General features: G+C 58.7%; 25 protein-coding genes. 14 read left to right on the top strand and 11 right to left on the bottom strand.

The features are described 5' to 3' along the window. Positions 1–597 precede the first annotated feature (597 nt). Together VGR99_RS02270 and VGR99_RS02265 are read left to right on the top strand one after the other, a co-directional pair. A complete protein-coding gene (locus VGR99_RS02270; RefSeq protein ID WP_326896678.1) occupies positions 598–777 on the top strand; it encodes a hypothetical protein in 180 nt (59 codons plus the stop codon). Between the two features lie 1,118 nt (positions 778–1,895). Beyond that, positions 1,896–2,108 (top strand): hypothetical protein, encoded by a 213-nt coding sequence (locus VGR99_RS02265; RefSeq protein ID WP_326896677.1) that lies wholly within the window; start codon positions 1,896–1,898, stop codon positions 2,106–2,108. 124 nt (positions 2,109–2,232) lie between these two features. Here VGR99_RS02265 and VGR99_RS02260 read toward each other — a convergent pair whose 3' ends face one another. Then, positions 2,233–3,861, bottom strand: coding sequence for an arylsulfatase (locus VGR99_RS02260; RefSeq protein WP_326896676.1), 1,629 nt, complete (start codon positions 3,859–3,861; stop codon positions 2,233–2,235). Between the two features lie 136 nt (positions 3,862–3,997). Here VGR99_RS02260 and VGR99_RS02255 point away from each other — a divergent pair, with 136 nt between their 5' ends. Next, positions 3,998–4,411: a nuclear transport factor 2 family protein gene (locus VGR99_RS02255; protein WP_326896675.1), complete on the top strand. Its 414-nt coding sequence runs from the start codon at positions 3,998–4,000 to the stop codon at positions 4,409–4,411. Here VGR99_RS02255 and VGR99_RS02250 read toward each other — a convergent pair. Beyond that, complete coding sequence (locus VGR99_RS02250) at positions 4,350–4,583, bottom strand: hypothetical protein (protein ID WP_326896674.1); 234 nt, start codon at positions 4,581–4,583, stop codon at positions 4,350–4,352. The genes VGR99_RS02255 and VGR99_RS02250 overlap by 62 nt on opposite strands. A 118-nt stretch (positions 4,584–4,701) precedes the next feature. On the opposite strand from VGR99_RS02250, the gene VGR99_RS02245 reads away from it, so the two are divergent. Both VGR99_RS02245 and ligD read left to right on the top strand, forming a co-directional pair. Further along, entirely contained in the window at positions 4,702–5,052 is a 351-nt protein-coding gene (locus tag VGR99_RS02245) for a hypothetical protein (protein ID WP_326896673.1), read from the top strand. 1 nt (position 5,053) lies between these two features. Next, entirely contained in the window at positions 5,054–5,971 is a 918-nt protein-coding gene (gene ligD / locus VGR99_RS02240; RefSeq protein WP_326896672.1) for a non-homologous end-joining DNA ligase, read from the top strand. A gap of 851 nt (positions 5,972–6,822) precedes the next feature. Here ligD and VGR99_RS02235 read toward each other — a convergent pair. Continuing rightward, positions 6,823–7,098: a hypothetical protein gene (locus VGR99_RS02235; protein ID WP_326896671.1), complete on the bottom strand. Its 276-nt coding sequence runs from the start codon at positions 7,096–7,098 to the stop codon at positions 6,823–6,825. A gap of 1,272 nt (positions 7,099–8,370) precedes the next feature. After that, on the bottom strand, positions 8,371–8,697 hold the full coding sequence (locus VGR99_RS02230) for a hypothetical protein (RefSeq protein ID WP_326896670.1): 327 nt from the start codon (positions 8,695–8,697) through the stop codon (positions 8,371–8,373). Between the two features lie 516 nt (positions 8,698–9,213). Between VGR99_RS02230 and VGR99_RS02225 the strand changes: the two genes are divergently transcribed. Then, positions 9,214–9,597 carry a PRC-barrel domain-containing protein gene (locus tag VGR99_RS02225; RefSeq protein WP_326896669.1) on the top strand — a complete coding sequence of 128 codons (384 nt, stop codon included), beginning with the start codon at positions 9,214–9,216 and terminating at the stop codon, positions 9,595–9,597. Positions 9,598–9,654: 57 nt separating this feature from the next. On the opposite strand, the gene VGR99_RS02220 is transcribed toward VGR99_RS02225, so the two are convergent. After that, a complete protein-coding gene (locus VGR99_RS02220; protein WP_326896668.1) occupies positions 9,655–9,870 on the bottom strand; it encodes a hypothetical protein in 216 nt (71 codons plus the stop codon). A 387-nt stretch (positions 9,871–10,257) separates the two neighbouring features. Between VGR99_RS02220 and VGR99_RS02215 the strand changes: the two genes are divergently transcribed. Next, positions 10,258–10,485: a hypothetical protein gene (locus tag VGR99_RS02215; RefSeq protein ID WP_326896667.1), complete on the top strand. Its 228-nt coding sequence runs from the start codon at positions 10,258–10,260 to the stop codon at positions 10,483–10,485. A 504-nt stretch (positions 10,486–10,989) separates the two neighbouring features. Here VGR99_RS02215 and VGR99_RS02210 read toward each other — a convergent pair. After that, on the bottom strand, positions 10,990–11,190 hold the full coding sequence (locus tag VGR99_RS02210; protein WP_326896666.1) for a hypothetical protein: 201 nt from the start codon (positions 11,188–11,190) through the stop codon (positions 10,990–10,992). A gap of 653 nt (positions 11,191–11,843) precedes the next feature. Between VGR99_RS02210 and VGR99_RS02205 the strand changes: the two genes are divergently transcribed. From VGR99_RS02205 to VGR99_RS02190, 4 genes are all read left to right on the top strand, one after another. After that, entirely contained in the window at positions 11,844–12,101 is a 258-nt protein-coding gene (locus VGR99_RS02205; protein ID WP_326896665.1) for a hypothetical protein, read from the top strand. 1,181 nt (positions 12,102–13,282) lie between these two features. Further along, a complete protein-coding gene (locus tag VGR99_RS02200) occupies positions 13,283–13,525 on the top strand; it encodes a hypothetical protein (protein WP_326896664.1) in 243 nt (80 codons plus the stop codon). 18 nt (positions 13,526–13,543) lie between these two features. Beyond that, entirely contained in the window at positions 13,544–13,759 is a 216-nt protein-coding gene (locus VGR99_RS02195) for a hypothetical protein (RefSeq protein WP_326896663.1), read from the top strand. An 89-nt stretch (positions 13,760–13,848) separates the two neighbouring features. After that, positions 13,849–14,169, top strand: coding sequence for a hypothetical protein (locus tag VGR99_RS02190; protein WP_326896662.1), 321 nt, complete (start codon positions 13,849–13,851; stop codon positions 14,167–14,169). Between the two features lie 292 nt (positions 14,170–14,461). On the opposite strand, the gene VGR99_RS02185 is transcribed toward VGR99_RS02190, so the two are convergent. Then, the gene (locus VGR99_RS02185; protein WP_326896661.1) at positions 14,462–14,641 is read right to left on the bottom strand and encodes a hypothetical protein; all 180 of its coding nucleotides are present in this window, start codon (positions 14,639–14,641) and stop codon (positions 14,462–14,464) included. Continuing rightward, the gene (locus VGR99_RS02180; protein ID WP_326896660.1) at positions 14,638–14,865 is read right to left on the bottom strand and encodes a hypothetical protein; all 228 of its coding nucleotides are present in this window, start codon (positions 14,863–14,865) and stop codon (positions 14,638–14,640) included. Before VGR99_RS02180 ends, VGR99_RS02185 begins: the two co-directional genes overlap by 4 nt. A 335-nt stretch (positions 14,866–15,200) precedes the next feature. Between VGR99_RS02180 and VGR99_RS02175 the strand changes: the two genes are divergently transcribed. The 3 genes from VGR99_RS02175 to VGR99_RS02165 all read left to right on the top strand — a co-directional run bounded on the left by VGR99_RS02175 (position 15,201) and on the right by VGR99_RS02165 (position 16,633). Then, a complete protein-coding gene (locus VGR99_RS02175; RefSeq protein WP_326896659.1) occupies positions 15,201–15,659 on the top strand; it encodes an Hsp20 family protein in 459 nt (152 codons plus the stop codon). An 85-nt stretch (positions 15,660–15,744) separates the two neighbouring features. Further along, a complete protein-coding gene (locus VGR99_RS02170; protein WP_326896658.1) occupies positions 15,745–16,236 on the top strand; it encodes an Hsp20/alpha crystallin family protein in 492 nt (163 codons plus the stop codon). A 67-nt stretch (positions 16,237–16,303) separates the two neighbouring features. Continuing rightward, positions 16,304–16,633 (top strand): hypothetical protein, encoded by a 330-nt coding sequence (locus VGR99_RS02165; protein ID WP_326896657.1) that lies wholly within the window; start codon positions 16,304–16,306, stop codon positions 16,631–16,633. A gap of 190 nt (positions 16,634–16,823) precedes the next feature. On the opposite strand, the gene VGR99_RS02160 is transcribed toward VGR99_RS02165, so the two are convergent. The 3 genes from VGR99_RS02160 to VGR99_RS02150 all read right to left on the bottom strand — a co-directional run bounded on the left by VGR99_RS02160 (position 16,824) and on the right by VGR99_RS02150 (position 21,342). Continuing rightward, positions 16,824–17,462 carry a hypothetical protein gene (locus tag VGR99_RS02160; RefSeq protein ID WP_326896656.1) on the bottom strand — a complete coding sequence of 213 codons (639 nt, stop codon included), beginning with the start codon at positions 17,460–17,462 and terminating at the stop codon, positions 16,824–16,826. A 453-nt stretch (positions 17,463–17,915) separates the two neighbouring features. Then, a complete protein-coding gene (locus VGR99_RS02155; RefSeq protein ID WP_326896655.1) occupies positions 17,916–18,224 on the bottom strand; it encodes a hypothetical protein in 309 nt (102 codons plus the stop codon). 820 nt (positions 18,225–19,044) lie between these two features. Then, entirely contained in the window at positions 19,045–21,342 is a 2,298-nt protein-coding gene (locus VGR99_RS02150; protein WP_326896654.1) for an AAA family ATPase, read from the bottom strand. Between the last annotated feature and the right edge of the window lie 443 nt (positions 21,343–21,785).

The raw sequence follows: 21,785 nt of genomic DNA, 5'->3' as shown, positions 1-21,785 counted from the left end.
TTACCAGCAGAGCCCGCACTTCCAACCTGCCCGAACTGCAAAACGTGGCCTATGGACCTCTCCGGCCCCGTCACAAATTCATGGAAACTGGAGTTTCGTTGCTCCGGCTGTTTGCGTCGCGCAGTCTTCGACATGCGCGGTGATTCGAAGACGCGTGGAGTGCAGCACTGGCCAGCAACAGCAACGCGGTTCAGGGATGACATCCGCGCTCGCCAGTGATGGGTACTCTTCCGATAGAAACGCGAGGGTGGTGGCTTTACACCATCCGATCAATGGACATCCGTCAGCGGCAAGACCCTAGAGTTCGCTTGACCATCGTGAACGATCGGCCTCGGCACCGGCGGGAGGCTGGGGGTCTCTCAAGGCGCCGAAGCCGTCGCTCTCTTTCGCCGCCGGAGCTGACAGAGGGAAGCCCTGCGACATCAGATATCGAAAAGTTAAAATGGTATTGTTGCCGTTGACAGTGCACTTTGTGCCAATCGGTGTGCCGCAAACGGAAAGCCCCTTGTCGGTGATGAACTCGCCCTAAGGGGTGCAGCGGCCGTCAATTTTCATCATAGTGGAAGGGGATTCGGGGCGCACAAAACCGGAACTGGGATGCCACGCTGGAAGCAGGAATGGACAGAGGAAGAAGTGACAAAGCTTAGACTGCTCGCGGGCACCATGCCCCTTTCGCTGATCGCCAAACAGCTCAATCGCACCACAGGCGCCGTGCTCGCCAAGGCAGCGGCGGAGAAGCTAGCCGTCATCGCCGATCTTCGTGGCAGACGCGACTAGCCGTGCGTGAAACTGCTCCGCCGGCGAAAGAAGCCGCGCCTCCGAAGAAGAAACGCCAAGTCAAAAGCATTCGAGAGAGCTTGGCGGACAACGCCATTCGCATCCGGACCAGGGCCAAGCTGCCCATCGCTGGTCCGCGCAAGCGAGCGAAGGGATAGCCGGGCCCGGCTGTTGGCTGGCCTGTTTTCCGAGCACGGTGGCTAGTTGATTTGGGAGCGGCCGGATTGTCTTGGAACAAATGTCCACCTTGGAACTTATGGAGTCGCCTTCATATAGGTGACCCGTGTCCGAGATCAGGGAAGCTGAGCCATCACCCCGGCCCCCGCAGAACGGCCCCGCCTGCCCAACGTGCAGCCGGCCATCGCGCTATGTGTCATCAATCCTCGACGTGAAGAACGATCGCATGGTGCCGATCTATCGGTGCTACGATTGCCGCCAAGAGGTTTGGAAGTAAGGCCGCCTAAGTTGCAACGCCATCGCGGCGGGGCTTTCACTCTGGCTGCGTGGGTCGCATCTCGCGCACAAGCCGAGCAACCCGGCGGCGGCCCTCCCACAATTCAACAGCTGGGTGAGCGTCTAAGAATTTCTCAGCTCGAGTTTGGGCGTCTTTGTCCGTTGGGCTATCGATCTCGTAAACTGCCCGAGCAACGCCGGACAAATCGATCGCATACGCAAAATACCGCATCGCAGTTCTCAGTTTGCGAGATCTGCCAACGATTCGTTCGGTGCGCCATCGTTCCTGCGGCTGCGTCACTAATCAGGCCAACCGGACATCAACCGCGCGTTCTTAGCGACCCGTTAAGCGACCGCCTGTCATGATGTTTTCTTGGACGGGGCCGTGGGGGATTACGCGTCCTCGTACTCCGAGGTTGAAGGCCCGCCTACAGCCAGCCCTTAGGCGGGCCTTCCCTCACTGGCTGCGCGTTAAATACGTTTCCAAGTGTGCCCTGGATAACATTGCTCTGCTCGAGAGCTGATGTAAGCTAAGTTCACCGGGGCTGGCTGCATATTTCCCTTAAACATTTTCACCCGGATTTTTTGACAATGCGCGGGCCGTAGCCTGCCCCCAGGCTGCGGCCCTTTGCGTCTCCTCCGACCCATTTCCAGGGAGCAAATTTATGGCTAGCGAACACTGCCTGATCGTCCGTGCAGCGGGAAAACAACTGGATTTGCTTCGAGGCGAGGCCTTTCGCATTGCAAAAGCAAGCCAGTTAGGCTGGTCGACTGACCGCGCCGATGTCGGTACTCGCTTCTGCTTTGAAGATGCGAAGGCGAAAAATGAATTCGCCGTCGTCTGCGATAACTTCGGTGTCGCCAGCAAAGACATCTAAGGCGTGTACTCATAAATTATCTGCGTGAATCGATGTCCGCTTGTCCCCAATAGCGGCGCGAAAGCGGTCGTTGTCGGACTTCCGAGAAGGGCCAACAACGGACAAATGGACCCAGCTTCCCAAGTTAACCACGGCCACCATGGAACTGCGTAATGTTAGGCGCAGGCGGATTGGGATATTTCTTGACCGTCTCCAGGTACTCATCGACCTGCTTGAGCGCAGGGTCTGACACCCAACTGAACAACCCTCCGACGATCAAGTCCTCATGCGGGTCCATTTCAATGTTGTACACCTTCGGATAGCCCGCCATGCGAGCGCTCGCTGAGAAAATTCCGGGCTGCCGCTGCGGGCCATCGCCGGTAGGATGAACGTCGGTGAAATAAATGCGCCATTGCTTCCATCGAGCGGCGACCAGATCTGCGCCGATGAAGCTCAGGAGATTTTCGCGGTGTCCCGCCGCGCTTTTGCCAAGCAGCACGTCGATCTGGTCTACGCCGTCGATAGGCCGATCAGTCGGCATTGTGGCACCGACTATGTTGGCGAAAGTCGGCATAAAATCCATGATCGAAAACATTGCGTATGAGGCGGTGCTTGGCTGCACGTTTCCGGGCCACCGGATGATTGCTGCCGTCCGTATTGCGCCTTCTGAGGCTTCACCCAGTTCACCACGGAAGGGACCGGAACTGCCCATGTCGGGCGTACCGTCATTGCCGAACTCCCGCGCGGTTTGACCATAGGGCCCGTTGTCGGACGCAAAGACCACAATGGTGTTGTCGTCAAGACCAAGTTCTCTCAGACTGTCGAGGATTTGGCCGACGTGATAATCCCCCTCCATGATCTTGTCGCCGTAATTGCCGATGCGGGACCTGCCCTTAAATTGCGCTGACGGCAAGTTTGGCACATGGCCCATCGAAAACGGCAAATAGACAAAGAACGGCTTGCCATCCACCTTCTGCCGTCGCATGAAGTCAATCGACTTATCGACCAATTCATAGTCGATGTTTGCGCGCACTTCCGGCGTAAATGGCTTTACTGTTCGCAGTGCTCCCCCGGCGGTCGCCTCAACGATTTGCGGCCCACGAGCCAGAAGCTCAGCCGGAGTAGCCGCGACTGAATGCGTTAGTTGTACCGTGCTGACGTAGGTTGCCGCGTCCCAAGAAATATCCGGGGGGATGCCATAGAACTCGTCGAAGCCGTGCGCGGTCGGCAAGCTCTGCGGTTCACCACCGAGATGCCACTTGCCGTAAATCGCCGTGGCATAGCCTGCGCCCTTGAACAACTGGCCCATCGTGAAGGCACTCGCGGGAAGCGTATTCGGCGATCCCTCGATGGCGATGAGGGACAAGCCATTGCGGATTGAGTACTGGCCGGTCATCAGAGCCGCCCGCGAGGGCGTACAGGCTGGTTCAACCAAAAACTGGGTGAGACGCATTCCCTCACGAGCCAGTTGATCGAGACGCGGCGTCGGTGCGCCACGTAACTCTCCGCCACCATAACAACCCAAATCACCGTACCCGACGTTGTCCGCCAGAATGAAAACGACATTGGGTTTTTGCGAAGCCGGTTGCGCTGCAACAGGCGCTACCACGGAAGAGAGCGCGGCAACTGCAGGCAGACCTAATGCTACAACACGGCGACTGACACTGGACATTAACCCGTGCGATTTCACTGCCCCCTCCGGTGAGTTCCTTTGATCGTCGGCGGATACATACGAATGGAAGCCGTCGAGAAGTGCGGCTTTGATCCAAATCAAGGACTTTCAACGCGACACCCAAAAGCCTACTTGCTAGGGCTCAAGGGCTTCCGCTAGGCTCTACCGACATCCGGCCTCGCCACGGGTGATATTTCCGCTTATTCTTTCTGCGCAATCACCAATCGAACGGCCGTAGATGAACCTCGTACCTGCCGAGCGCGATATACTCTTTGAGGATTTCGCCCGCGCATTGTTCAAGCGCGACATGGACGCGCTTTACAGAGTTGTCTGCCCGGATTTCGTCTGGCGCTATCACGATGGCGTTTCGCCCGAACTCGTACTCATCGGGCGAGATGCTATCCTCAAGCACCTTGATGAGAACAAGGCCCGTTATGCGACAAGCCGCTTCCGTGACGTTGTCTATCATCACCTCCCTGACGTTTCCTTCATGACCTTTCGCATCAGCGAGACTGTGCGCTCAACCGGCGAGCACCGGGAGCTGCGTGCTTGGGGCGGCGCATTCTTTGAAGTCACGGTCGACCGGGTCGCTACGCCCCCTTCTTTGCCTTTCTCTTCTTCGCGCCTGTCTTTTCCACGCGCACGCCCTTGAACTTTTTGGCGGCCTTCTTGCCCTTTGCCGGCTTCTTGACGCCCATGAACTCGCCCGACGCTTTGTTGCGCTTGGTCCAAGCCGAAGCACCGCCTAGTGTTGATTTGGTCTGCGAACGCTTCTTGACCGCACCCTTCCGTGCGTTGTCCCCGGTCGGCTTGTTGACTGCCATGTGGCCTCCACCCGATGATCTGTCGCTATAAAGCGCCGGCGTCCCAGGCAGTTCCAGTCCCAGGAACGAATCGGCAAATGTCCGTTTGAATCCCGGTTCTGTGGCGTGGAGTACGTGTATGCGTCAGTCTCGATGGACCCCCTCCCTCATCCCGGCCGACGAGCCGACGGTCTACCTGGTCGCGGATGATTTTGGAAAGGCGGGACGCGCTTGGCGCGAGGCCGACCTGGAGACGGCAGACCTTGAAAGCGTTATTCAGGATCTGCTCGCGGGCGAGTATCGCAGGCCGATCCGGGTGATTGCCTTCAACACAGCGGAGCGACGGTCCGAAGACGTTTCCGAGGATGTCGCCCGTGAAATCCAGCGCCGCTGCGATTTGCAACTGAGCGACGTCCCGTCCCATCTTCAGGAATTTGTTGATCGCTACGCTGCGCAGGATCTGCGGCAGTTCTGCCTGCGGCTCGTGTAGCATGGCAGCACGGCGAAAAACGGAAGCGCTCGGCGTGAAGGCGCCCGTCCCTGGTTTCATCGAGCCGGCCCTCGCATCGTCGATCGATCGCGTGCCATCGGGCGAGCGCTGGATCCATGAGATCAAGTTCGACGGCTATCGCGTTCAGGTGCATCTCGCCAACGAAGCCATCACTGTCTTTACCAGGCGCGGCCACGACTGGACCAAGCGCTTCAAGAAAGTTGCCGAGGACGCCTGGCACATCAAGGCGAGCTCGGCGATCATCGACGGCGAGATCGTGGTACCGGCTGCGGACGGGACCACCGACTATGCGGCACTCATCAAGGAGCTGCGCGGTAATTCGAGCAAGATCGTCTTCGTCGCATTCGATCTGCTGTACTTCGACGGCCGCGACCTGCGGAAAGTCCCGCTGCTCGAGCGCAAAGCCGCCCTCAAGAAGATCATTGCCAGCAGCAACGTGCAATTTAGCGAAAGCTTCGAGATCGACGGGCGCGAGATGTTCGCGCACGCCTGCAAGGTCGGGCTCGAGGGCGTGGTGTCGAAAGTGCGCGACAGCGTCTATGCCAGCGGCCGCGGCAACAACTGGGTCAAGAAGACCTGCGCCCAGCGCGAGACGCTCACAATCGCCGGCTTCGCGCTCGACGAAGGCAAATGGGACGGCATGTATCTAGGTCGGCGCAGGGGCGATGAGCTGATCTATGCCGGCAAGGTCGACCACGGCTTTGACAAGACATCAGCAGCCGAGCTCCGCGCCCGCCTTGAGCCGTTGGTGCGGAAGACCCAACCATACACCAAGCGCATCCCGCACAAGGGCATCTGGGTTCAGCCGAAGCTGCTTGCCGAGATCGAGTACCGCGCTAAGTCCGCCGAGGGAAAGGTGCGGCATCCGTTCTTCAAGGGCCTGCGGGAGGATCTGTGAGCATCAAAATTGGTCCGGGCTTGTCATGCATGGTAGTCCTGAAGGCTTGAGCATCGAGATCGGAGCGGCCAGCAGCCTCCCTGCCCGAGCCAGAAAACGTGCGCTTGCCGCGAACCGTAATTGTACGGAAAGAGCCGCCGTTTAACCTTGTCTGATTACGTTAATGTCGGAGCGCTGTTGCGAGCTCACGCATGAATTGTATTTTTGGCATCCTATCTGCGTTCAGTGATTTGGTGCCGCGTTGTCTGTGAAAGATTCAGAGATCCTTCGCCTGGTTGAGGCATTCAAGGGAATTAAAGCGAAGGGTACGCGGCGCGCTCTCTTATCGCTTGTTCAATACTTGGCGCAAAAAGAGACAGCCCCGCGAAAACCAAAGCGCCCTCGCTTAGAGACATAAACGATGTGGTTATACTTTGCCTTCGGAATCGCAGCGCTGGTTCTTGCGGGGTTGTGGCTGGTCTATTACGTGCACGCCCATCTTCCAGAGGATGATGGAATCTCGCGCGAAGATTAAAGGCCCGTGCCTTGGCGTTCCCGCACGATCGCCGGGGCCACCACACGTAGTACGTCGGGTGCCATTCCCAGAAACTCTGGGACTCGTTCCGTAAGCGCGCCGGCCCCCAGGCGATGATGCGGGGCGTCAATGCCGCTGTGGTTGGCGTCCTAGGCGCTGCGCTTTACGACCCGGTCTAGACTACGACCGTCAATACGGGGAAGAATTTTGCAATCGCGCTGGTAGGCTTCGTCTTGCTGGTCGCCTGGCGGGCCCCTCCTCTCGTCGTCGTGGCGTTCAGCGCCGCGGCCGGCGCCGTGATGGCTCCGATCTGAGTTCGTCGAAACACCAGGGCGCTTCAGTTAGGATGACGGAGGTGCTGTCTACACCGGGGACACTCGCCGTCGGCCGCTTGCACAAGTTGGCTTGCAATCTCTTCCATCAGATCGTCATGGTCCCAGCAAGTGCCATCGCTTTTGATGATGTTCCGGGCGCGATAATAAGCATGAGTCTCGGCGCCATCGTCGCCGACGCGGATGATCACATCCGGATGAAATGGACAAACGGTGGTAGCGCGCGTCGTCAAAAGGGCGTAGCGCACAGTTGATTGAAGGTTATCCGCATCGACCGACATCAGAGCTCCCGGGCCAGAGGCGCACGCGAGCGATCGAAAGCGCACTGAGTAGCAAGCCCGGCGCGGCAATTGGGAGGCGCTAGGCTGTAACAACAGCGCGGCTGTCCGCTTTCGCGTGGAACAATCCGCAATTCGGCGTGGTGCGCATTGAGCCAAGTCAAATTGTGTGAGTTCGCACCGAAAATTTTACGTGCCAAATTTCAATCGAGCGGGCTCGCTATCAGGCGCCAACCTTTGCATGACATCTCGGTCCGAGTTGCATCCAACCATGCTCGCAGCTAGTGGTCGCTTTTTCGCGCTGTAGTTGGATTTTTATCTGCGCAGGAGCGATCTTGAGTTGTTTGACGAAGTCTTGCCGAAACAGAAGGCTGCTACATTGGATCTCAATAGCTTGGCCTGCTCTTTTTGGTCCGACAGCAAAGTCAGCCGATCGCACAATTCCGCCGCTCGAATGTGTAAGCGAGCGGAGAGCGATCAAGAGTTCTCCGCCAGCGCTAACGAGCTCACGAGCCGCTAGCATGTAGCGCGTCTTGGGTCCAGGCCAGGTCTGGATCGCTGCTACGCCATTTGTGCCTGAACTAAGGTTGTCACTGTCCCAGTTCGGTTATGAGGGCTCGACTCATGACGAGGCATTTTTCAAAGCGCATTGTGACCCATGTGCTTATCGCGGTCACATCTTTGGTGACAATCACGATTGGAGCAACATCGCTGGGAGAGCCCATCGTTACGGGCATTGCTGCTTCTATTCCTGGCCCATTCCATCTTGCGCCGGAAATGACAATTGCAGCTGCCGCGCCGAGCAAAACGAAGCTCCCTCGCGCGCCAACAGGTTGTCGGGATCGATCTGCTCCTTTGCAATGGAAGGTGGACCAGTTCTTCGAGCCGACTAGGGATCCCTCGCCATGAACCTTCGTCAAGAGCCACCGATCGATGCGTGCAAAATGTGACGAAAAGTTCTTACTGTGACGGAGGCTTCCAATGCTCTCAGCAATCAAATGGAACTCCCATAGTGCTCGCGGATGGGTAGTGAGGGCCGTGTCGCTCGTTGTCGTCGCACGAGCAAACCTGCAGAACGGCGAAAAGAAGCAAAGGCGTCCGCTCTGGAAGCATTTCGACGACACCCATCATTGGGATGCGACTTCGGAGGAATGGATCCCCAACTTAGAATCCACTTCGTCGCTTCCCATGAAAACCGCTGCTAGTTGCAGTAATGCGGCTGTCGTCACTCCCCCGGTTGCGCAAGGGTGAGCGCCAGGCCGGGCCAAGCAATTACTACCGGCTTTGTTTCGAAGGGCCGGCCTGGCTGCCAGAACCGGTCGTCTGTTCACTCCCCGGTTGGCCCGGGGGATGCGCAGAGGCGCCCGGCCTGTCTTGGTCGGCAACGTATCCGGACGCGCCTGAATTGCGTGTCTTGGCCCCTTTATCTGCGTCGCGCTGCATCTGCTCGTTGGGCTCGCTCGTCTTGAGCCCTTTGTCTACGTCAGTGTGCATCTCGTCCTTGGTTTGCTCACTGGGCGCGGCGCTTTGCTGTTGCGCCGTTGCTTGGAATGCAATTGCGCTTCCGGCAACTACAATCATCGCGAGGGTTACGGTTCGCATGTTTCTTCTCCCGTGCACTGCCCCATCTCGCTAAACGCGCAACGTTTCCCAACGTTCGTCGTCCCAATCGCAATTTTCGAAGGGGTCAGCAATCAGACAGGAATTGGCTCCGCACATGGCTGACCGAATGAATGAGCCGGTGACCCAACGCCTTTGCTGGAAGCCAACACTATTTTCCAGGAGAGTGCGGTAACTCGTAACGCTCAAGCCGCTGAAATGCTGCTTCCCTCGAATGCTCTGACAGCCAGATCAAAAACAGGGCGAAGGCGCCAATAAGAGCGGCCAGACCAAAGTATAGTTCCTATGGTTCATCCCTCCGGAACGCCTAAGGATCCCCAAGGTTGCTGCAGGTCTCGGAGGCGCGAAACCGCTGATCCAGCGGGGGGACGTTGGGGGCGTCGATATGGAACTGCTGTGAATCATTTGTTCCACAAACCGCCTTAGCGGACGAGCCCAGGAACCTTTGCCGTTGTTTCCTCTTTGCGTCGCAACCAACTGGTTGAGGAGTACACCAAGATGAAGAAGCTCGTTATGGCGAGTGCACTCGCGATTGCAGCCGCCACTGCCGCTCATGCCGCAAAGACCATGGCGCCATCGGAAAGCTGGACGGTGACCAACTACTACACGCAAGCCGTCTATGACCCCAAGGAGAGCAAGATCGGTGACATCGACGACGTGCTCATCGATAAATCCGGCAAGATCACAGGCCTCGTGCTCAGTGTCGGCGGATTCCTGGATGCTGGCGAAAAGCGTATCATCGTGCCCTTCAGCGCGGTGAAGACCACCAAGAAGAACGACAAATGGTGGCTCACCATAAACGAGACAAAGGACACGCTTAAGAACGCACCGGGCTTCAAATATGACAGGGAGAGCACCACCTGGGTGCCCGAGAAGAAGTAAGTCGCATCGATCTACACCTGAACAGCGGCTCGCTGCTACCGCAGTGGGTCGCTCTCATCACGGCTGTAGCATCGAAAGGAGCCGCTGCCGATCCTGATCGCGCAGGCGCTGATTTTCACGCAGCGTCTCCAACTCCAATTCAGCCCTTGTCGTGTCCTGACCTTCGCGCTTCAGGTCAACAATCTGCCGCTCCACTTCTGCAAGCCGGCGCTCTCCCTGCACCACATCGCGTTCAACGCGACCCAGCTCGTCATAGATTGAACTTCTATCCATCAGCCCGCTCCAAGCAATGCGATCAGGGGTGCTCGGCACAAAGAGCACCGCTTACCGCTCCTTCCTCACTTTGCGAGCCGCGTTTCGGGCTGCGGATTGCCGGACTCCCAGGGAGCCGGCAGGATGACGCGTATCGGACGAGCTTCCGTCGAGCTCTGAATACTGGATGGAGCTTGATCCTTCGTCGGTTCGGCCAACGCGACCGACATCAAGGCGACGGACATCGCTACGCAAGTCGCAACCAACCGTACATCCAGCATCGAAGTCTCCTCTTGTTCAACGCGATAACGCAGCGCCGACTGGGAAGTTCGATTCAATCGGGAACAAGTGGCAATTTTCTGGGTTTTCGAAACGAGCCCGCTGGATGGGCTGATGGAGGAGGACCGAATGAATATCAAGACGATGATCGCCGTCGCCATGCTGACGTCAGTGGCAGCGCCTGCGTTTGCGCAATCGTTCTACGTCGTGCAGGACGTGAAGACGAAGAAGTGCACTATCACTGAATCGAAGCCGACGACCACGGAAACGACGGTGGTCAGCGGCGACACGGTCTACAAGACCCGCGCCGAAGCTGAAACCGGCATGAAGACCGTCAAGGTCTGCACGTCGAACTAACGAGGGATTTTCGATGCCCGTACTTTTGCTTTGGGCCGTACCGGCCGTGATCGTCCTGGGTGGCGGCGTTTATCTGATTGGCCACATGCACTAACGGGCTCGGCGCTGTGGGCGATCCATCCTACAGCGTCGACTCTCGAACGATTTTGACAGGGCAGATTTGCGGCCCTTGAATGAAGGGCCCCACACGCCGATAACGCTGAGGCTCCGGTCAAAACCGAAGGCCTTGGGTGGCCCACGAGTACGTCCGTCCAAGTGGTGCGAGAGAGTTAGTTCAGACGTTTGGGGTCAATTTCAATTTCTATAATAACGGCTTCAGTGTCGGGTAAGTCTTCACCGTTCGCCCTGTTGCACTCGCAGGGCATACCGGCGCCGCATTGACAACCTCCCTCCCCTCGGTCCACGCTTTGTCGGGATGATTTTCACACACCCAGCCGAGACCTTGGCAAATCTTGCATTTAACGTCGGTCATGTTCACCAACGTTAATTGCGGAAACGCCGTTCCTAAATCGGCGGCTGAAGCCCCGGCGATCTCATCCAGTCGTCGAGATGGGAGGCGACATCTACCTGACGAAGCTTCTTGAGAAGTGCATCCCGCTCTGGACCAGGCGGAAGTTTTGCAGCCTGCTCCTGGACCTCTTTAGCCCAAGCCGCGACTCGATCCTGAAGTGTTGTTTGCTGCTTGAAACGACGCCGATGCTTCATGGCGCTGCTCCCTGTTGAAGTGGGGCGGGAGCGCAATTGGCGTTCTCATCACCGATAAAAGCCATGGACCGCGCGGTGATGATTTACCGTAGGTCCCAAAGCCCATCGGGAGCGACAACAAAAGTTAGAAACGTGAGAATAGTTCGCGCATGAGCATTTTACTCATTTATCTCAACTTCTGGCTGGCAATCGTGATGACGTATAGCCGTCGTATTTGATCTCGTGAATCCACTGAACACCTGAGGGAGCTTTGTCCTTCAGGGTCGCAAGCTGGGGTTTAATGAACCCCGGCATCTCGGTACGTCTCGCCACGCCACGCAACTCATAAGAAACACTCGCCATCGGTTGGAGCCGACGGCGGGAAGTTTACCTACCTTAGTCTCCAACCTTCGGGCCTCTCCGGCGTTCCGCGATACAACCACAATCGCGCTATTCTGGTTGTATTTTTCTCGTCAACGAGAACGCTCATCGAACAGCTGTGAACTCCACTCAACCGATGCTATGCGATTTACTTAGGAATAACCGTCGGTTGTCTAATGCGGCCTCCGCGTACTGGTCGAATGCGACCTGGATGGCCTTGAGCGCCGCACTGAGCTCTTCGAATACCGATTCGCACTTGCTTTGGAGCGGCCGATTCATATCTGTCCAGCATCATGAAACTCACCACTATTCAGGATCTGGCCATCCAGGCACGCATGGCGGGCGTCGTCGGCGCTGACGTCTTTGACCATCTGTTCGTCGGCATCCACTTCGACGAAATTTACGACACCATGCTCTATGCCTTCGTCGAGGACGAAGCGAAAGCAGCAGAGATCGAGGATGAATTCTCTCTACACATCGCCGCTGTTGCATCGATGGTACTGAAGAAGCACGTCGAGATCGTCTTAGTTATGCCGAAAGTCTTGCAGTAAAGATCTGCCCGCCCGCCGCGCCGCAAATCACCCCGTTCGAAGTCGGGCCGCACCTCAGCGCCGCGGTTTCCGCACCCCTGGCAAACGAAGCCGCTGGTCCGCAAGACGCAGCCCTACTCCAAGCGTAACGCGCACAAGAGCATCAGGGTCGGAACCCAAGCTTCTTGCCTAGATCGCAGGGGCCTGCGGGAGGATCTGTGATGTGCCAAAGACGGACCCGACGTTCGGCGCGCCGTCCGCTTCTGCCCTTTAGCGGACGCCGACAGTGCTCCATGTGAGCTTTCTAATAATTTGGCGACAGTCGCTAAATCGGGGGCTTTTGAGTAACTCCTGGATCGTTCCGTGTGCGGAGCGAAATTATACCGATGGCCTCGCCTGCTTGATAGCTGCACATTCTCTCCATCATCGAGCGGCCCGAGGCGTTAGTCAGTTTGAGTACGCCATTGCGCTCCGCCGAACTCTTCAAAGGAGCAGCGCCATGACAGAGCGGCGTCGAGTGAAACAGACTCAACCCCTCGAGGAGCGGCTTGACCAGGAAGCCGTTCAACTGCGCGAGGAGGCGAAGTCTCTCCCGCGGGGCCCCGAGCGCGAACTTCTGCGCAAAGCTCGGCAAGCCGAGCCCGGTTCGCGCACGAGTGAGTGGTTAAGTTCGCCTTCTCAGAAGGCCCTATCAGATTTAGAAAGCGCAAAGCGCTTTCGGGATAAGGCCGCCGAAGCTTTGCAGATGGCCGATCAGATCGGCAATGAGTCTAGACGCGCAACATTACAACAGATCGCAAAGAACTATAGCTCTGCCGCGGAAGGCCTGGAAGGAATGGCAAGTTCGGAAACCCACTTCAGCGGAACGGGACCTCCAGTTTGCGCTGGGTGCGGGAGCAACATGCAGTGGTCCCGTTCTCAATTGGTGAACGATGGTCTGACAATACGTCACGTCTTTCTTTGCGCCGGGTGCGGAAACAGTATCGAAACTGAAACCCGCCCCGGATCTCATTGGAGATGGCCCTTTAGCAATCGTTGATGCCACCAGGACTGGCGCTAAAGGCGCTCGGTCAAAGGGTACTGGATGGCCGGCGGGATGGACGGATACCAATCGAAGCGAAAGACCAAGCCGGTCGATCTTGCGAGCATCTGCTGCGATCATCCTTAGTCGCTTGATTATCGCATCCGTTGCGGCGTTAAGGTTGACCGGTGAGGTTAATTGCGCAGATGATTTGTCTCTCTGCACGACAACCGATATTTTTCCGCCTAAAGCAGGGATCGACATGCTCGACCGGACGGGGGAAAACGGCGCACTCGACGAGCGCAGGCGTCTTGGCGATTACCTTCTTCCTATCGTTTTCTTGGGCGCAGCCGGCGCTGCGATGATCGCCTGGATCGGCGCGCTGGGCTGGGCCAGTTGGTGGCTGATAACCTCATTATTTTAGCGATAGATGTGACTCACAATGGAAGATTTCGACGGCCTCTCCGACCATTTCATTCTACGGATGTATGAATTCATTCGCCACCAGGTTCACGCTGACGCGGCGGCAGGAACGCACTTGGTGGGCGTCGCCGCGCGACAACGCGCGGAACGGCTATTTAAAGAGATCGAGCGCCGCGGCCTCTTCTGCAAGCCTATCGAGTGGCCTCGGCTCTCCTCAATGGCAGACGACCGATAGGACACGAAGTCCTGGAAGACGGCCTGAAGCTTGTCGAGGACACGGCCCGGCGTGACCTCGTCCGAAGATTGCCCTCGCGTATGACTCAAATGGAACTGCGCTATCGATTGTCCGACGAAGGGCGAATCGTTCTGGGCCAACTCACCTCTGAAGAAACTCTCGAGTTTGAGGTGCTGTCCCAACAAGATCGTGACGGCAGAAACGACCTGCAGTCACAATTGAGGTTGCTCGAGCTGTACGTCAAATACAGCGGCCCGGCGAGCACTCCGCGTCACAAAAACTTGCCGAGAACGAAATCCATTCAGCTCAAGACAGAACGAACGATGCGTCGCCAGCAGCTCCCGAGAATGACTCAGGCGCTGATCTTGGTAATGATCTGCTTTGCAGCAATTCTGGTGCTTGCCCTGTGAGCGACGAAGCTGGGAATCTTGAAGGGGTGCAACGATCGCTGACGCCCAATCTCCAGATTTTGCTAGCCCGCAGCTCGCCCCTCTCCCCCGGATGCAGCCCGCGAAGCGCTTGCGCAAAGCAGGAGAAAGAGAGCGCGCTCGGCCTTGTATCGGGCCCCCTCGCGCGTGCACTCCGAGCCGAACATCACGGCTTCGCCTCCGGCGGCGCAGACAGTCCACTTCCATCGCCCCCGTCCGCGCCGCTTCAGAACAATATCGAAGCCCGCAAATCGATCCTCCTCGTCTGGGGAAGTCACGCCGCTATCCTCTTTGAAAAGTCGCCGCGAAGCTGGTCGATGAGCCGCTGCTCCCTCTCGATACGGCCAAGGTAGAGCTCGCGTTCCCGCTCCGTCGTCGCCCTTTCCAACAGCAGGCGGTAATGCGCGATGACCTTCTCGCTGCCGCGGATCAGCAGGGCCTGGACGTCGCTCATGACGGCGCCCTCACGCTTGCTGGCGCGAGCGGCCCCTTGGGCAGAGTAAAGGCTACAGGGAAAGTTTTGGAGGCCAGCGCCTCGAGGGCCGCCTGCTCCTCGGAAATACGCCGATCTACGAACTGGCGTTCGAGGTCCGACAGCTTGGTCCTGGTGAGCCGCCGATAACGGTGGATATTGTTGCGGTGCGCACGGATAAGGGCAAGATCTTCATCGAGCATCATCGCCACTCCTGACGGTCTTTCATGTCCTTTGCGATTTGAGAAACTGGGACTCTCCATTCCCGGCGCAAAAAATATCCAGCGTGAAGACGCTGTCAAGATGTCTCGTGCGATCGGCGGAAGCCTGCGGCCGGATCGTTAATCGACCATCCGATTCGCCCCGCAAAAAATTCTTCGATCGGCCTCTTGAATCTCCCTTGTGTTTTTCTAAGTCGTTTTTCGCCGCGAGAGCGGTGTGCCGGGCGCCTTCATGGGTTCGGCACGGGCGCCGGCCGGGAGGTTTCGGACCACCGTCTTGCGCTCCTTCGTAACCATCTTGCTCTTTGGAGGACTTGGATATGAGGACCACCTTCGACTTCGCGCCCCTGTGGCGCTCCACCATCGGCTTCGACCACCTGGCCGACCTCGTCGACAGCACGTTGCGCCAGGCAAGCGAAGACCACTATCCCCCCTACAACATCGAACGCTCCGGTGAAGACCACTACCGGATCTCGCTCGCCGTGGCCGGTTTCGGCCCGGACGACATCGCCGTGACGGCCGAGCAGAACGCGCTGACCATCGAGGGCAGGAAGCCCGAGAAGGCGGCCGGCGAGTACCTGTACCAGGGCATCGCCGCGCGTCCGTTCCGGCGCGTGTTCAACCTCGCCGACTACGTCCAGGTGAAGGGCGCGGCCTTTGGCGACGGACTGCTGATCATCGATCTCGTCCGCGAGGTGCCGGAAGCCATGAAACCTCGCCGGATCCAGATCGGAAATGGCGCTTCTCCGTCGCAGATCGAGCAGAAGAAGGCAGCCTGACGCCTGATCGAGGTTCGACGGCGGAACGCGGCGCGCGCGCAAGCGTGGCCGCGCTCCCTGGCCTATGCAATGAAGGAGAAGAACCATGGCAGTTCGTGATCTCATTCCCCGGTCCAGAAACCAGGAGCTTGCGCCGGCGCGCGGCCCCCACGATCCGTTCATGACGCTGCATCGCGAAATGAACCGGCTCTTCGACGATGTCTTCCGCGGCTTCGGCGGGACGAGCCTGTCGCCGTTCATGGAAGGGCAATTCGGCTGGCCCAAGATCGAGCTCAGCGAGACCGACAAGGCGCTGACCATCTCGGCCGAGCTTCCCGGCATGACGGAGAACGACGTCCAGATCGAAATCGCGAACGGGGTGCTGACCATTCGCGGCGAGAAGAAGAGCGAGTGCAAGGACGAAGGCAGATACTTCACCGAGCGCCACTACGGCTCGTTCCAGCGGCAGATCGCGCTCGAGGACGTCCAGGAGGACAGGGCGGAGGCGACGTTCAAGAACGGCGTTCTGACGATCTCGCTGCCGAAGTCCGAGAACCCGCGAGCGGGCGTCAAGCGAATTGCGATCAACACGCAGTAAAGACTATCACGGGCGGCGGTCGTCGCCGCCCGAACTCCCCTGCAAAGGAGCGTAAAGGGAGCAACCGATGACCAACGCCAACACGAACACCGGCAATCTCAATCCATTCTTCCATCCGGCCGCGCACTATGCGTCTCCGGAGGATGTTCTGAACGACAACGAACTCTCCGCGCCGGAGAAGCGGATCATCTTGTCGTCTTGGGCGTCCGACATGTTCGCGGTCGACTCCTGCCCGGCGCTGCGCGAGATCCCGGGCATGAGCCACCCTGTCAGGCTCGCCGACATTCTCACGGCGCTGCGTCAGCTCGACGATGAGGATGATGATCCGCCGCGGCCAGGCGGCGCGCCCCTGCGGCTGCGGCGGCCACGAGCCGCCGCTCAGCGGAGGTCACCATGATTTTCACTCGGACCATTCTGGCGATCGTGCTGATCAGTCAAGCCTCTGCAATCTGTGCAGTGCCGCTTTGTGCGTTCCTAGCCGGGTCCTCCGCGAGAACCTCCTGACGCAGCCTTCCGCTCGTCGCAAAGCAGAGGCCCGGATGCTCGCACGCCGCTTTCGGCTCCGGCCGCTCGGCCGCAGCGACCGATCAGTTCGATGCCAGTGAGCGGCGTGCGACCAACATCAAGAGACCGCCAACTTGCGGGAGCAAGGCGAGCAAAATCAGCCGAAGCATAGCAAAATCCTCCGGCGCCGGGCTGAGCGATCCAAAGGATGCCCACGCGACCAGCTTAATGGCAGCTTCCGTTTGAGGATCCGCGACCTGCTTAACAGCCGCGACCGCGCTATCCAGGACTTGCCGGCGCTCCACGACTCCCGCCTCACGCTCACGGCAAAACCTCCCCACCCCGCCCTTGCACTCGCGATCTCGAGCAGCCATTGCGTCCGAAAGCGCAGCTTGAGCGGCCGTCACGGCCGGCGTGACCCGTGACGCCCGCGCCAGCGTGACGTCGCTGACGTTGGTCGACGCAAAGCCAATGCCAGCCGTGACGGTGAAGACGAACGTCACCAGCCAGAGTGCCCACCCAAGGAGAGCGGTGCCGGTGCGGCTTCTTTGCCAGAGATTGGCGGCACAGGACGGCATCCCAAGCGCGATGAGATCGGCGGCCACGCCCAGGGCCAGGAAGAGCCATCCAGCGATGTCGCTTGAGCCGAGCGATCGGGCGAACCACCCGTTGATCGCAATGCCGACGCCGGCGAGCGCGAGAGCCGCCACAAGCAGGATCATGGAAGCGATGGAAGGCCGTGACGGCGTGACGGATGGAGGGGTGCTTGGCGTCACGGGCGCAGGCGTGACGGTCGCCGCGCTGTCGTGCGTTACGGCGGGCAGCGGCGTGACGGCTTCAGGGCTTGGCGGAGGGGCGCTAGATGGCACGACGGGCGGGGGCGGTTTAGTGGGCATCGGAGAAGCAGAGAGCTCTGGACGCGCTTCGGCCGGCGGCGCCTTAGCTTTCCGCTTTCGATCCCGATAGGCCTTGGCCCGCTCCGCGCCGGTCATGGCTTTCTTGGGAGCTTGACGGAGCGAGATCACGGCGGCTGAGGTATCAGAGGCCATATTTGGTTCTTCGTTTTATCGATTTGCGCGATTTGTTCGGATTACTTTGACGCTGGAGGATGCTTTGCCCTGAGGCGTTCGCGGATGCGGGGTACTGCGAACCGGTGTCGCGTCGAACGTCACATTTCATTGAGCTCCAGCGCAGCGCACTAGCGTCTCTTTGAATTGCGGTTGCACTGCCCAAGCATCGAAGCTTTCTTTCGGGAAGTTTCCGCGCGCGACTTCGATTTCCGCAGCACAGCTGCAAACGACCGTTGCGGTCATGCTCGACCTGACGACCTTCTCGAGGGCGCCAGCCGAGATGATGGTTCCTACACAGGCATCCGCGAGCCGTCTTACGACCAGGCCGAGCTTCTCGTTTGCATCCGCCGGGCCGTTCCAGGCGCCGGTCACCATGCTGAGCATGGCGCAAGCGATCGCGATCCTCTTCTTCATGTGCCCCTCCTCCGCGTCGCTGGAGCATGCAGGACCGCCCGCCAACTGCAACCAGTGGAGTGCTCACCGCACGGCTCTATCGATGGGTTCACGCGCGCCTGCGTTCGCAGAGGACGCCCTTCAGAAGGCCGCTCAATCGAGATACGAGGGGCGCTGGACGCGTTGCATGACGAGGATGGCCCTCTTGAGCGCGCGCTCTCGGCGAGACGCCTGGCATGCCGCCGCTGTTGGCTTCCTCGTACGCACCTTCGGCCGCGCCCTCAGGCGCTTCCTAACCTTCTTAACCGGGATTGGCACCCCCGGGGCATGGTGGAGCTCGCAGCGCTTGTTGAGTTGGCCCCGGCGAACCCGAGTCTTGGTGCTCAAGGCCGTGAAGATGCGCTTGCAGCCCGGCTCCGCACAGATCGACTGATAGCGGATGAGTTCAAGGTAGCGGCCGTCTCGGCACCAATGATCCTTGGTGCCGAGGATCCGATACTGCCGGCCTCGAGACTTGAAGCTGCGGCCAGGGGTGAAGCGGTTCAAGAGATCCTCCCGAAGCGCGGGCGGCGCTCCTCAATAAGCGCAAGTGAAAACCTTCCCGGTGCGGCGCGAAGCGCCGCGCACATCTCTGCCCGCTGGGGGATTGCGGACAACGCATCCCCCCGAAGGGGTGGAATTGTCCTGGTGTCCGCAATAACGCCAACGTTCTGGGAGGATTGAAGATTCTGAGGTTCGCGGACATCGATGTCCGCAATAACGCGTGTCCTGATGTCCGCAATGTTTGGCATGTTGTTGAGAATTCTCACTATTCTTTCTTTCGGAGACAGTTCGCGGACGGTCATGTCGTGGTGTCCCCAATATCGATGATGAGATGCATCGCGCGGCCCTGTTTGCCCTTCTCGCGGGCATTTTCACTCCGGACTTTGTCGCCATTTTCAAAGGTCTGCGGCTGCTCGAACATCCGAGCCAACCGCTTTCGGAGCGCTTCCGGCGAGACGAGCTCGGCGAAGCCTGTGTCGATCAGTTCGTCGGCAACGGACTTTACCGTCATCCTGCGACCGTCTGCTCTTCTAAGTAGACTGGCTACCGCCTCGCGGATGTTGGCATTTTCGTCCGCGCCCGACTGCGTAGCGCTTTTGACTCGACTGAGCTTCACCGGGACAAGAACGCCAACCTCTTCGCCACCAGGGCCGCCGATCACGACGCCTTCTCGGCGGAAGAAGCGTGGTTCGCCAGACAACAGCGACATGTTGGCCTTTCCGTCGTCGAAGCGAATGTAGCGGTGCTTTTCGGCTTCAGAGATGCCGAACTTCTTTGCGGTTGCGGAATCGACGCCGTAGAGAGTGGCGCCCATACGGGTGACGCCCGTGAGCGCGCCGGCACCTCGGGTCGCATCCATGTCGCCGGCGTAGGACTCTCGATTGGCGGCATTCGGTGGCTTGCGGGGGTGGTGAGCGAGAACAACGCTGCATGGTGCGGTTACAGCCATACGCCGGAAGACACGACCGACAGCGGCAATTTCAACGTTGTTGTTCTCGTCTACAGCATGCATTTCAACGAAGGGGTCGAAAATCGCGAGTCCGATATCGTTGTCCTTTATGAACGCTTCAATGCCGACTGCGTCCTTGGTGCCCACAACTCGGTCACCGTCCTTGCGAGCGAAAATACGCGCTTGCTCCGCGCCAGATTCCATCACAAGCCCGGGCTGGCCGTCGATGAGTAGATCGGACCACGACACGTCGAATTGAGCCATAACAGCCAACAAGCGGCGTTTAAGCTCGTCGAGTTCATCCTCCTGATTGTACAGGAAAACACGCTCGCGACGGGGAACGTCGAATCCCGCGATATCACTGCGCCCCGTCACGACAGCAACGGCCATCATCAGCAGAAAGGTCGTTTTTCCTACACCGGCAGGCGCGACCAAAACGGAGACGTATCGCTTAGCCGCGAAGGGACCAAAAACATATACGCGCCGCGGCAAATCAGAAGCTTCGAACCGGGTGATCCAACGAGCCGCAAGCGGATGAAACTCGCTTCCTGCCGAAGGCTTCGGGTCGGGACTGTTTAGCCAGGCTCGCTCGACATATCGGCGATTGATTTTGCTCTTATCGGCAGAGCTGAAATCCCACACGCGAAGTAGTTGGCCGAAATCCGTAGGCGAAAAGCCTCCGGCCTTCTTGAGAAGAGCGCCGAATGCCCAGGAATAGCCTGAGCCCGAGTCGTCCTCGCCGGGGCCCGCACGGCGATCGCCCTCCCATAGCTGGAGCAAAGCGTTGTTTGCCTTGCACGCAACTTCGAACTTAGTTCGTAGATCGGAAGGCAAGTCGTCGAAAATTGCGCAGGCCCGGATCGCCTCCATGTCAATGTCGAGCTTCGATTTGGATGTGTCCGGCCTTTGTTCAGGTGCAATTGGAGGGGCCCAGACCTCCATCTCCGCAGGAGTCGTCGGCTCATCCATGTAGAGATCTACAAGCCTAGAGACAGCAGCCTGCCGGCCTCTCTTGCGCTTGATGGAGTCTGGCAAATTGATCGTGCCGGGAAGGCGGAGCACACGGTCTATATTGAACGTGCCGGGGTCCCCACCAAATTTGGCAACGAGGCCACGGTTCTGAGCTTCGATCGCGTAGACGTCTTCAGATGAAGCGATGGGTATTTTCTGATCAAGGGGGTACAGCAGATTGAATCCCCCGCCAGAATCGATGATCGCGCCTATCCAGGGCGCTCGGGGATCTTTTTGAACGGCCTTGATCTTGACCTCAAGAGCGGCCTTCAGACGGCTCAAATTGAGCGGATCTTGCTGTTCGGCCTTCTCCGGATCGATATCGCAATGATAGGCACGAGCCTGGCCGATTTCCTCTTTGCCAAGCTTGTCATCGGGCGCGCCCGGCTTGGGCTCATTCACGCTGAAATAGATATTCATGCGCCCTTGGCGCGCGTCGATCCATCGCTGGATGGCGTCCCAGGAGTTCGGCCCGAAAGTCCGCCCCTCACTCTTGCTAGTCTCGGGATCCTTAGCCCAGAGATTATGTCGACCTACCGAGTCGAGGGCTTGCAGAAAGCGAATTGCCTCATCTGTGTTGCTTTTAAGTGCGCCATTGCTGGCATTGCGGTTGCTCAACACGTCGCCCATCTTCATCAAGCGCGCCCCGTGACGAGATGGACGATATAAAATCGATGTCGGGGCTTCATCCTTGGCTCGAGATACTCGCGCCAGGCTGCTACATCCTCCTCGCGACTGCGGAAGACGACTTGCATCGGGGCGAGCACACGGTGAGCTTCGCCTTCCAAGCTTCCCGGGTAGCGGTCGATGCAGACGAGCACTGTGTCGCAAACCGATAGCGCCCAGTCGACAGCTAGCGTTCTATATGCCCTAGGCTGCGATAGCGGCGCGCCAGCTGGCGACGAGAATTCGAGCTCGATACGAGCTGGGAATTCATCGGCTTTGGGAAGACTAGCCCGAAGTCGCTCGAAGCTCCGCCTTGCATTTCGAGAGAACGTTTCACCAGGCGCAATGTAGAAGCGGGCTTCGCCCCGCGACGGGTCTATTCCGCCGTTGAGCGGGATGAAATATTGAAGAGA

This window comes from Bradyrhizobium sp., from assembly GCF_035935975.1.
In the GTDB taxonomy this organism is placed as follows: Bacteria; Pseudomonadota; Alphaproteobacteria; order Rhizobiales; family Xanthobacteraceae; genus Bradyrhizobium.
This window is presented reverse-complemented; position numbering and strand designations above follow the sequence as displayed.

Excerpts from the sequence above, each read along its gene's own strand:
- VGR99_RS02225 (WP_326896669.1), top strand. The coding sequence starts at position 9,214 with ATGAAGAAGCTCGTTATGGCGAGTGCACTCGCGATTGCAGCCGCCACT.
- VGR99_RS02270 (WP_326896678.1), top strand. The coding sequence starts at position 598 with ATGCCACGCTGGAAGCAGGAATGGACAGAGGAAGAAGTGACAAAGCTT.
- VGR99_RS02175 (WP_326896659.1), top strand. The coding sequence starts at position 15,201 with ATGAGGACCACCTTCGACTTCGCGCCCCTGTGGCGCTCCACCATCGGC.
- VGR99_RS02215 (WP_326896667.1), top strand. The coding sequence starts at position 10,258 with ATGAATATCAAGACGATGATCGCCGTCGCCATGCTGACGTCAGTGGCA.
- VGR99_RS02205 (WP_326896665.1), top strand. The coding sequence starts at position 11,844 with ATGAAACTCACCACTATTCAGGATCTGGCCATCCAGGCACGCATGGCG.
- VGR99_RS02185 (WP_326896661.1), bottom strand. The coding sequence starts at position 14,641 with ATGAGCGACGTCCAGGCCCTGCTGATCCGCGGCAGCGAGAAGGTCATC.
- VGR99_RS02165 (WP_326896657.1), top strand. The coding sequence starts at position 16,304 with ATGACCAACGCCAACACGAACACCGGCAATCTCAATCCATTCTTCCAT.
- VGR99_RS02245 (WP_326896673.1), top strand. The coding sequence starts at position 4,702 with ATGCGTCAGTCTCGATGGACCCCCTCCCTCATCCCGGCCGACGAGCCG.
- ligD (WP_326896672.1), top strand. The coding sequence starts at position 5,054 with ATGGCAGCACGGCGAAAAACGGAAGCGCTCGGCGTGAAGGCGCCCGTC.
- VGR99_RS02265 (WP_326896677.1), top strand. The coding sequence starts at position 1,896 with ATGGCTAGCGAACACTGCCTGATCGTCCGTGCAGCGGGAAAACAACTG.
- VGR99_RS02210 (WP_326896666.1), bottom strand. The coding sequence starts at position 11,190 with ATGAAGCATCGGCGTCGTTTCAAGCAGCAAACAACACTTCAGGATCGA.
- VGR99_RS02220 (WP_326896668.1), bottom strand. The coding sequence starts at position 9,870 with ATGGATAGAAGTTCAATCTATGACGAGCTGGGTCGCGTTGAACGCGAT.
- VGR99_RS02155 (WP_326896655.1), bottom strand. The coding sequence starts at position 18,224 with ATGAAGAAGAGGATCGCGATCGCTTGCGCCATGCTCAGCATGGTGACC.
- VGR99_RS02195 (WP_326896663.1), top strand. The coding sequence starts at position 13,544 with ATGGAAGATTTCGACGGCCTCTCCGACCATTTCATTCTACGGATGTAT.
- VGR99_RS02250 (WP_326896674.1), bottom strand. The coding sequence starts at position 4,583 with ATGGCAGTCAACAAGCCGACCGGGGACAACGCACGGAAGGGTGCGGTC.
- VGR99_RS02150 (WP_326896654.1), bottom strand. The coding sequence starts at position 21,342 with ATGAAGATGGGCGACGTGTTGAGCAACCGCAATGCCAGCAATGGCGCA.
- VGR99_RS02170 (WP_326896658.1), top strand. The coding sequence starts at position 15,745 with ATGGCAGTTCGTGATCTCATTCCCCGGTCCAGAAACCAGGAGCTTGCG.
- VGR99_RS02230 (WP_326896670.1), bottom strand. The coding sequence starts at position 8,697 with ATGCGAACCGTAACCCTCGCGATGATTGTAGTTGCCGGAAGCGCAATT.
- VGR99_RS02180 (WP_326896660.1), bottom strand. The coding sequence starts at position 14,865 with ATGATGCTCGATGAAGATCTTGCCCTTATCCGTGCGCACCGCAACAAT.
- VGR99_RS02190 (WP_326896662.1), top strand. The coding sequence starts at position 13,849 with ATGGAACTGCGCTATCGATTGTCCGACGAAGGGCGAATCGTTCTGGGC.
- VGR99_RS02160 (WP_326896656.1), bottom strand. The coding sequence starts at position 17,462 with ATGATCCTGCTTGTGGCGGCTCTCGCGCTCGCCGGCGTCGGCATTGCG.
- VGR99_RS02255 (WP_326896675.1), top strand. The coding sequence starts at position 3,998 with ATGAACCTCGTACCTGCCGAGCGCGATATACTCTTTGAGGATTTCGCC.
- VGR99_RS02235 (WP_326896671.1), bottom strand. The coding sequence starts at position 7,098 with ATGTCGGTCGATGCGGATAACCTTCAATCAACTGTGCGCTACGCCCTT.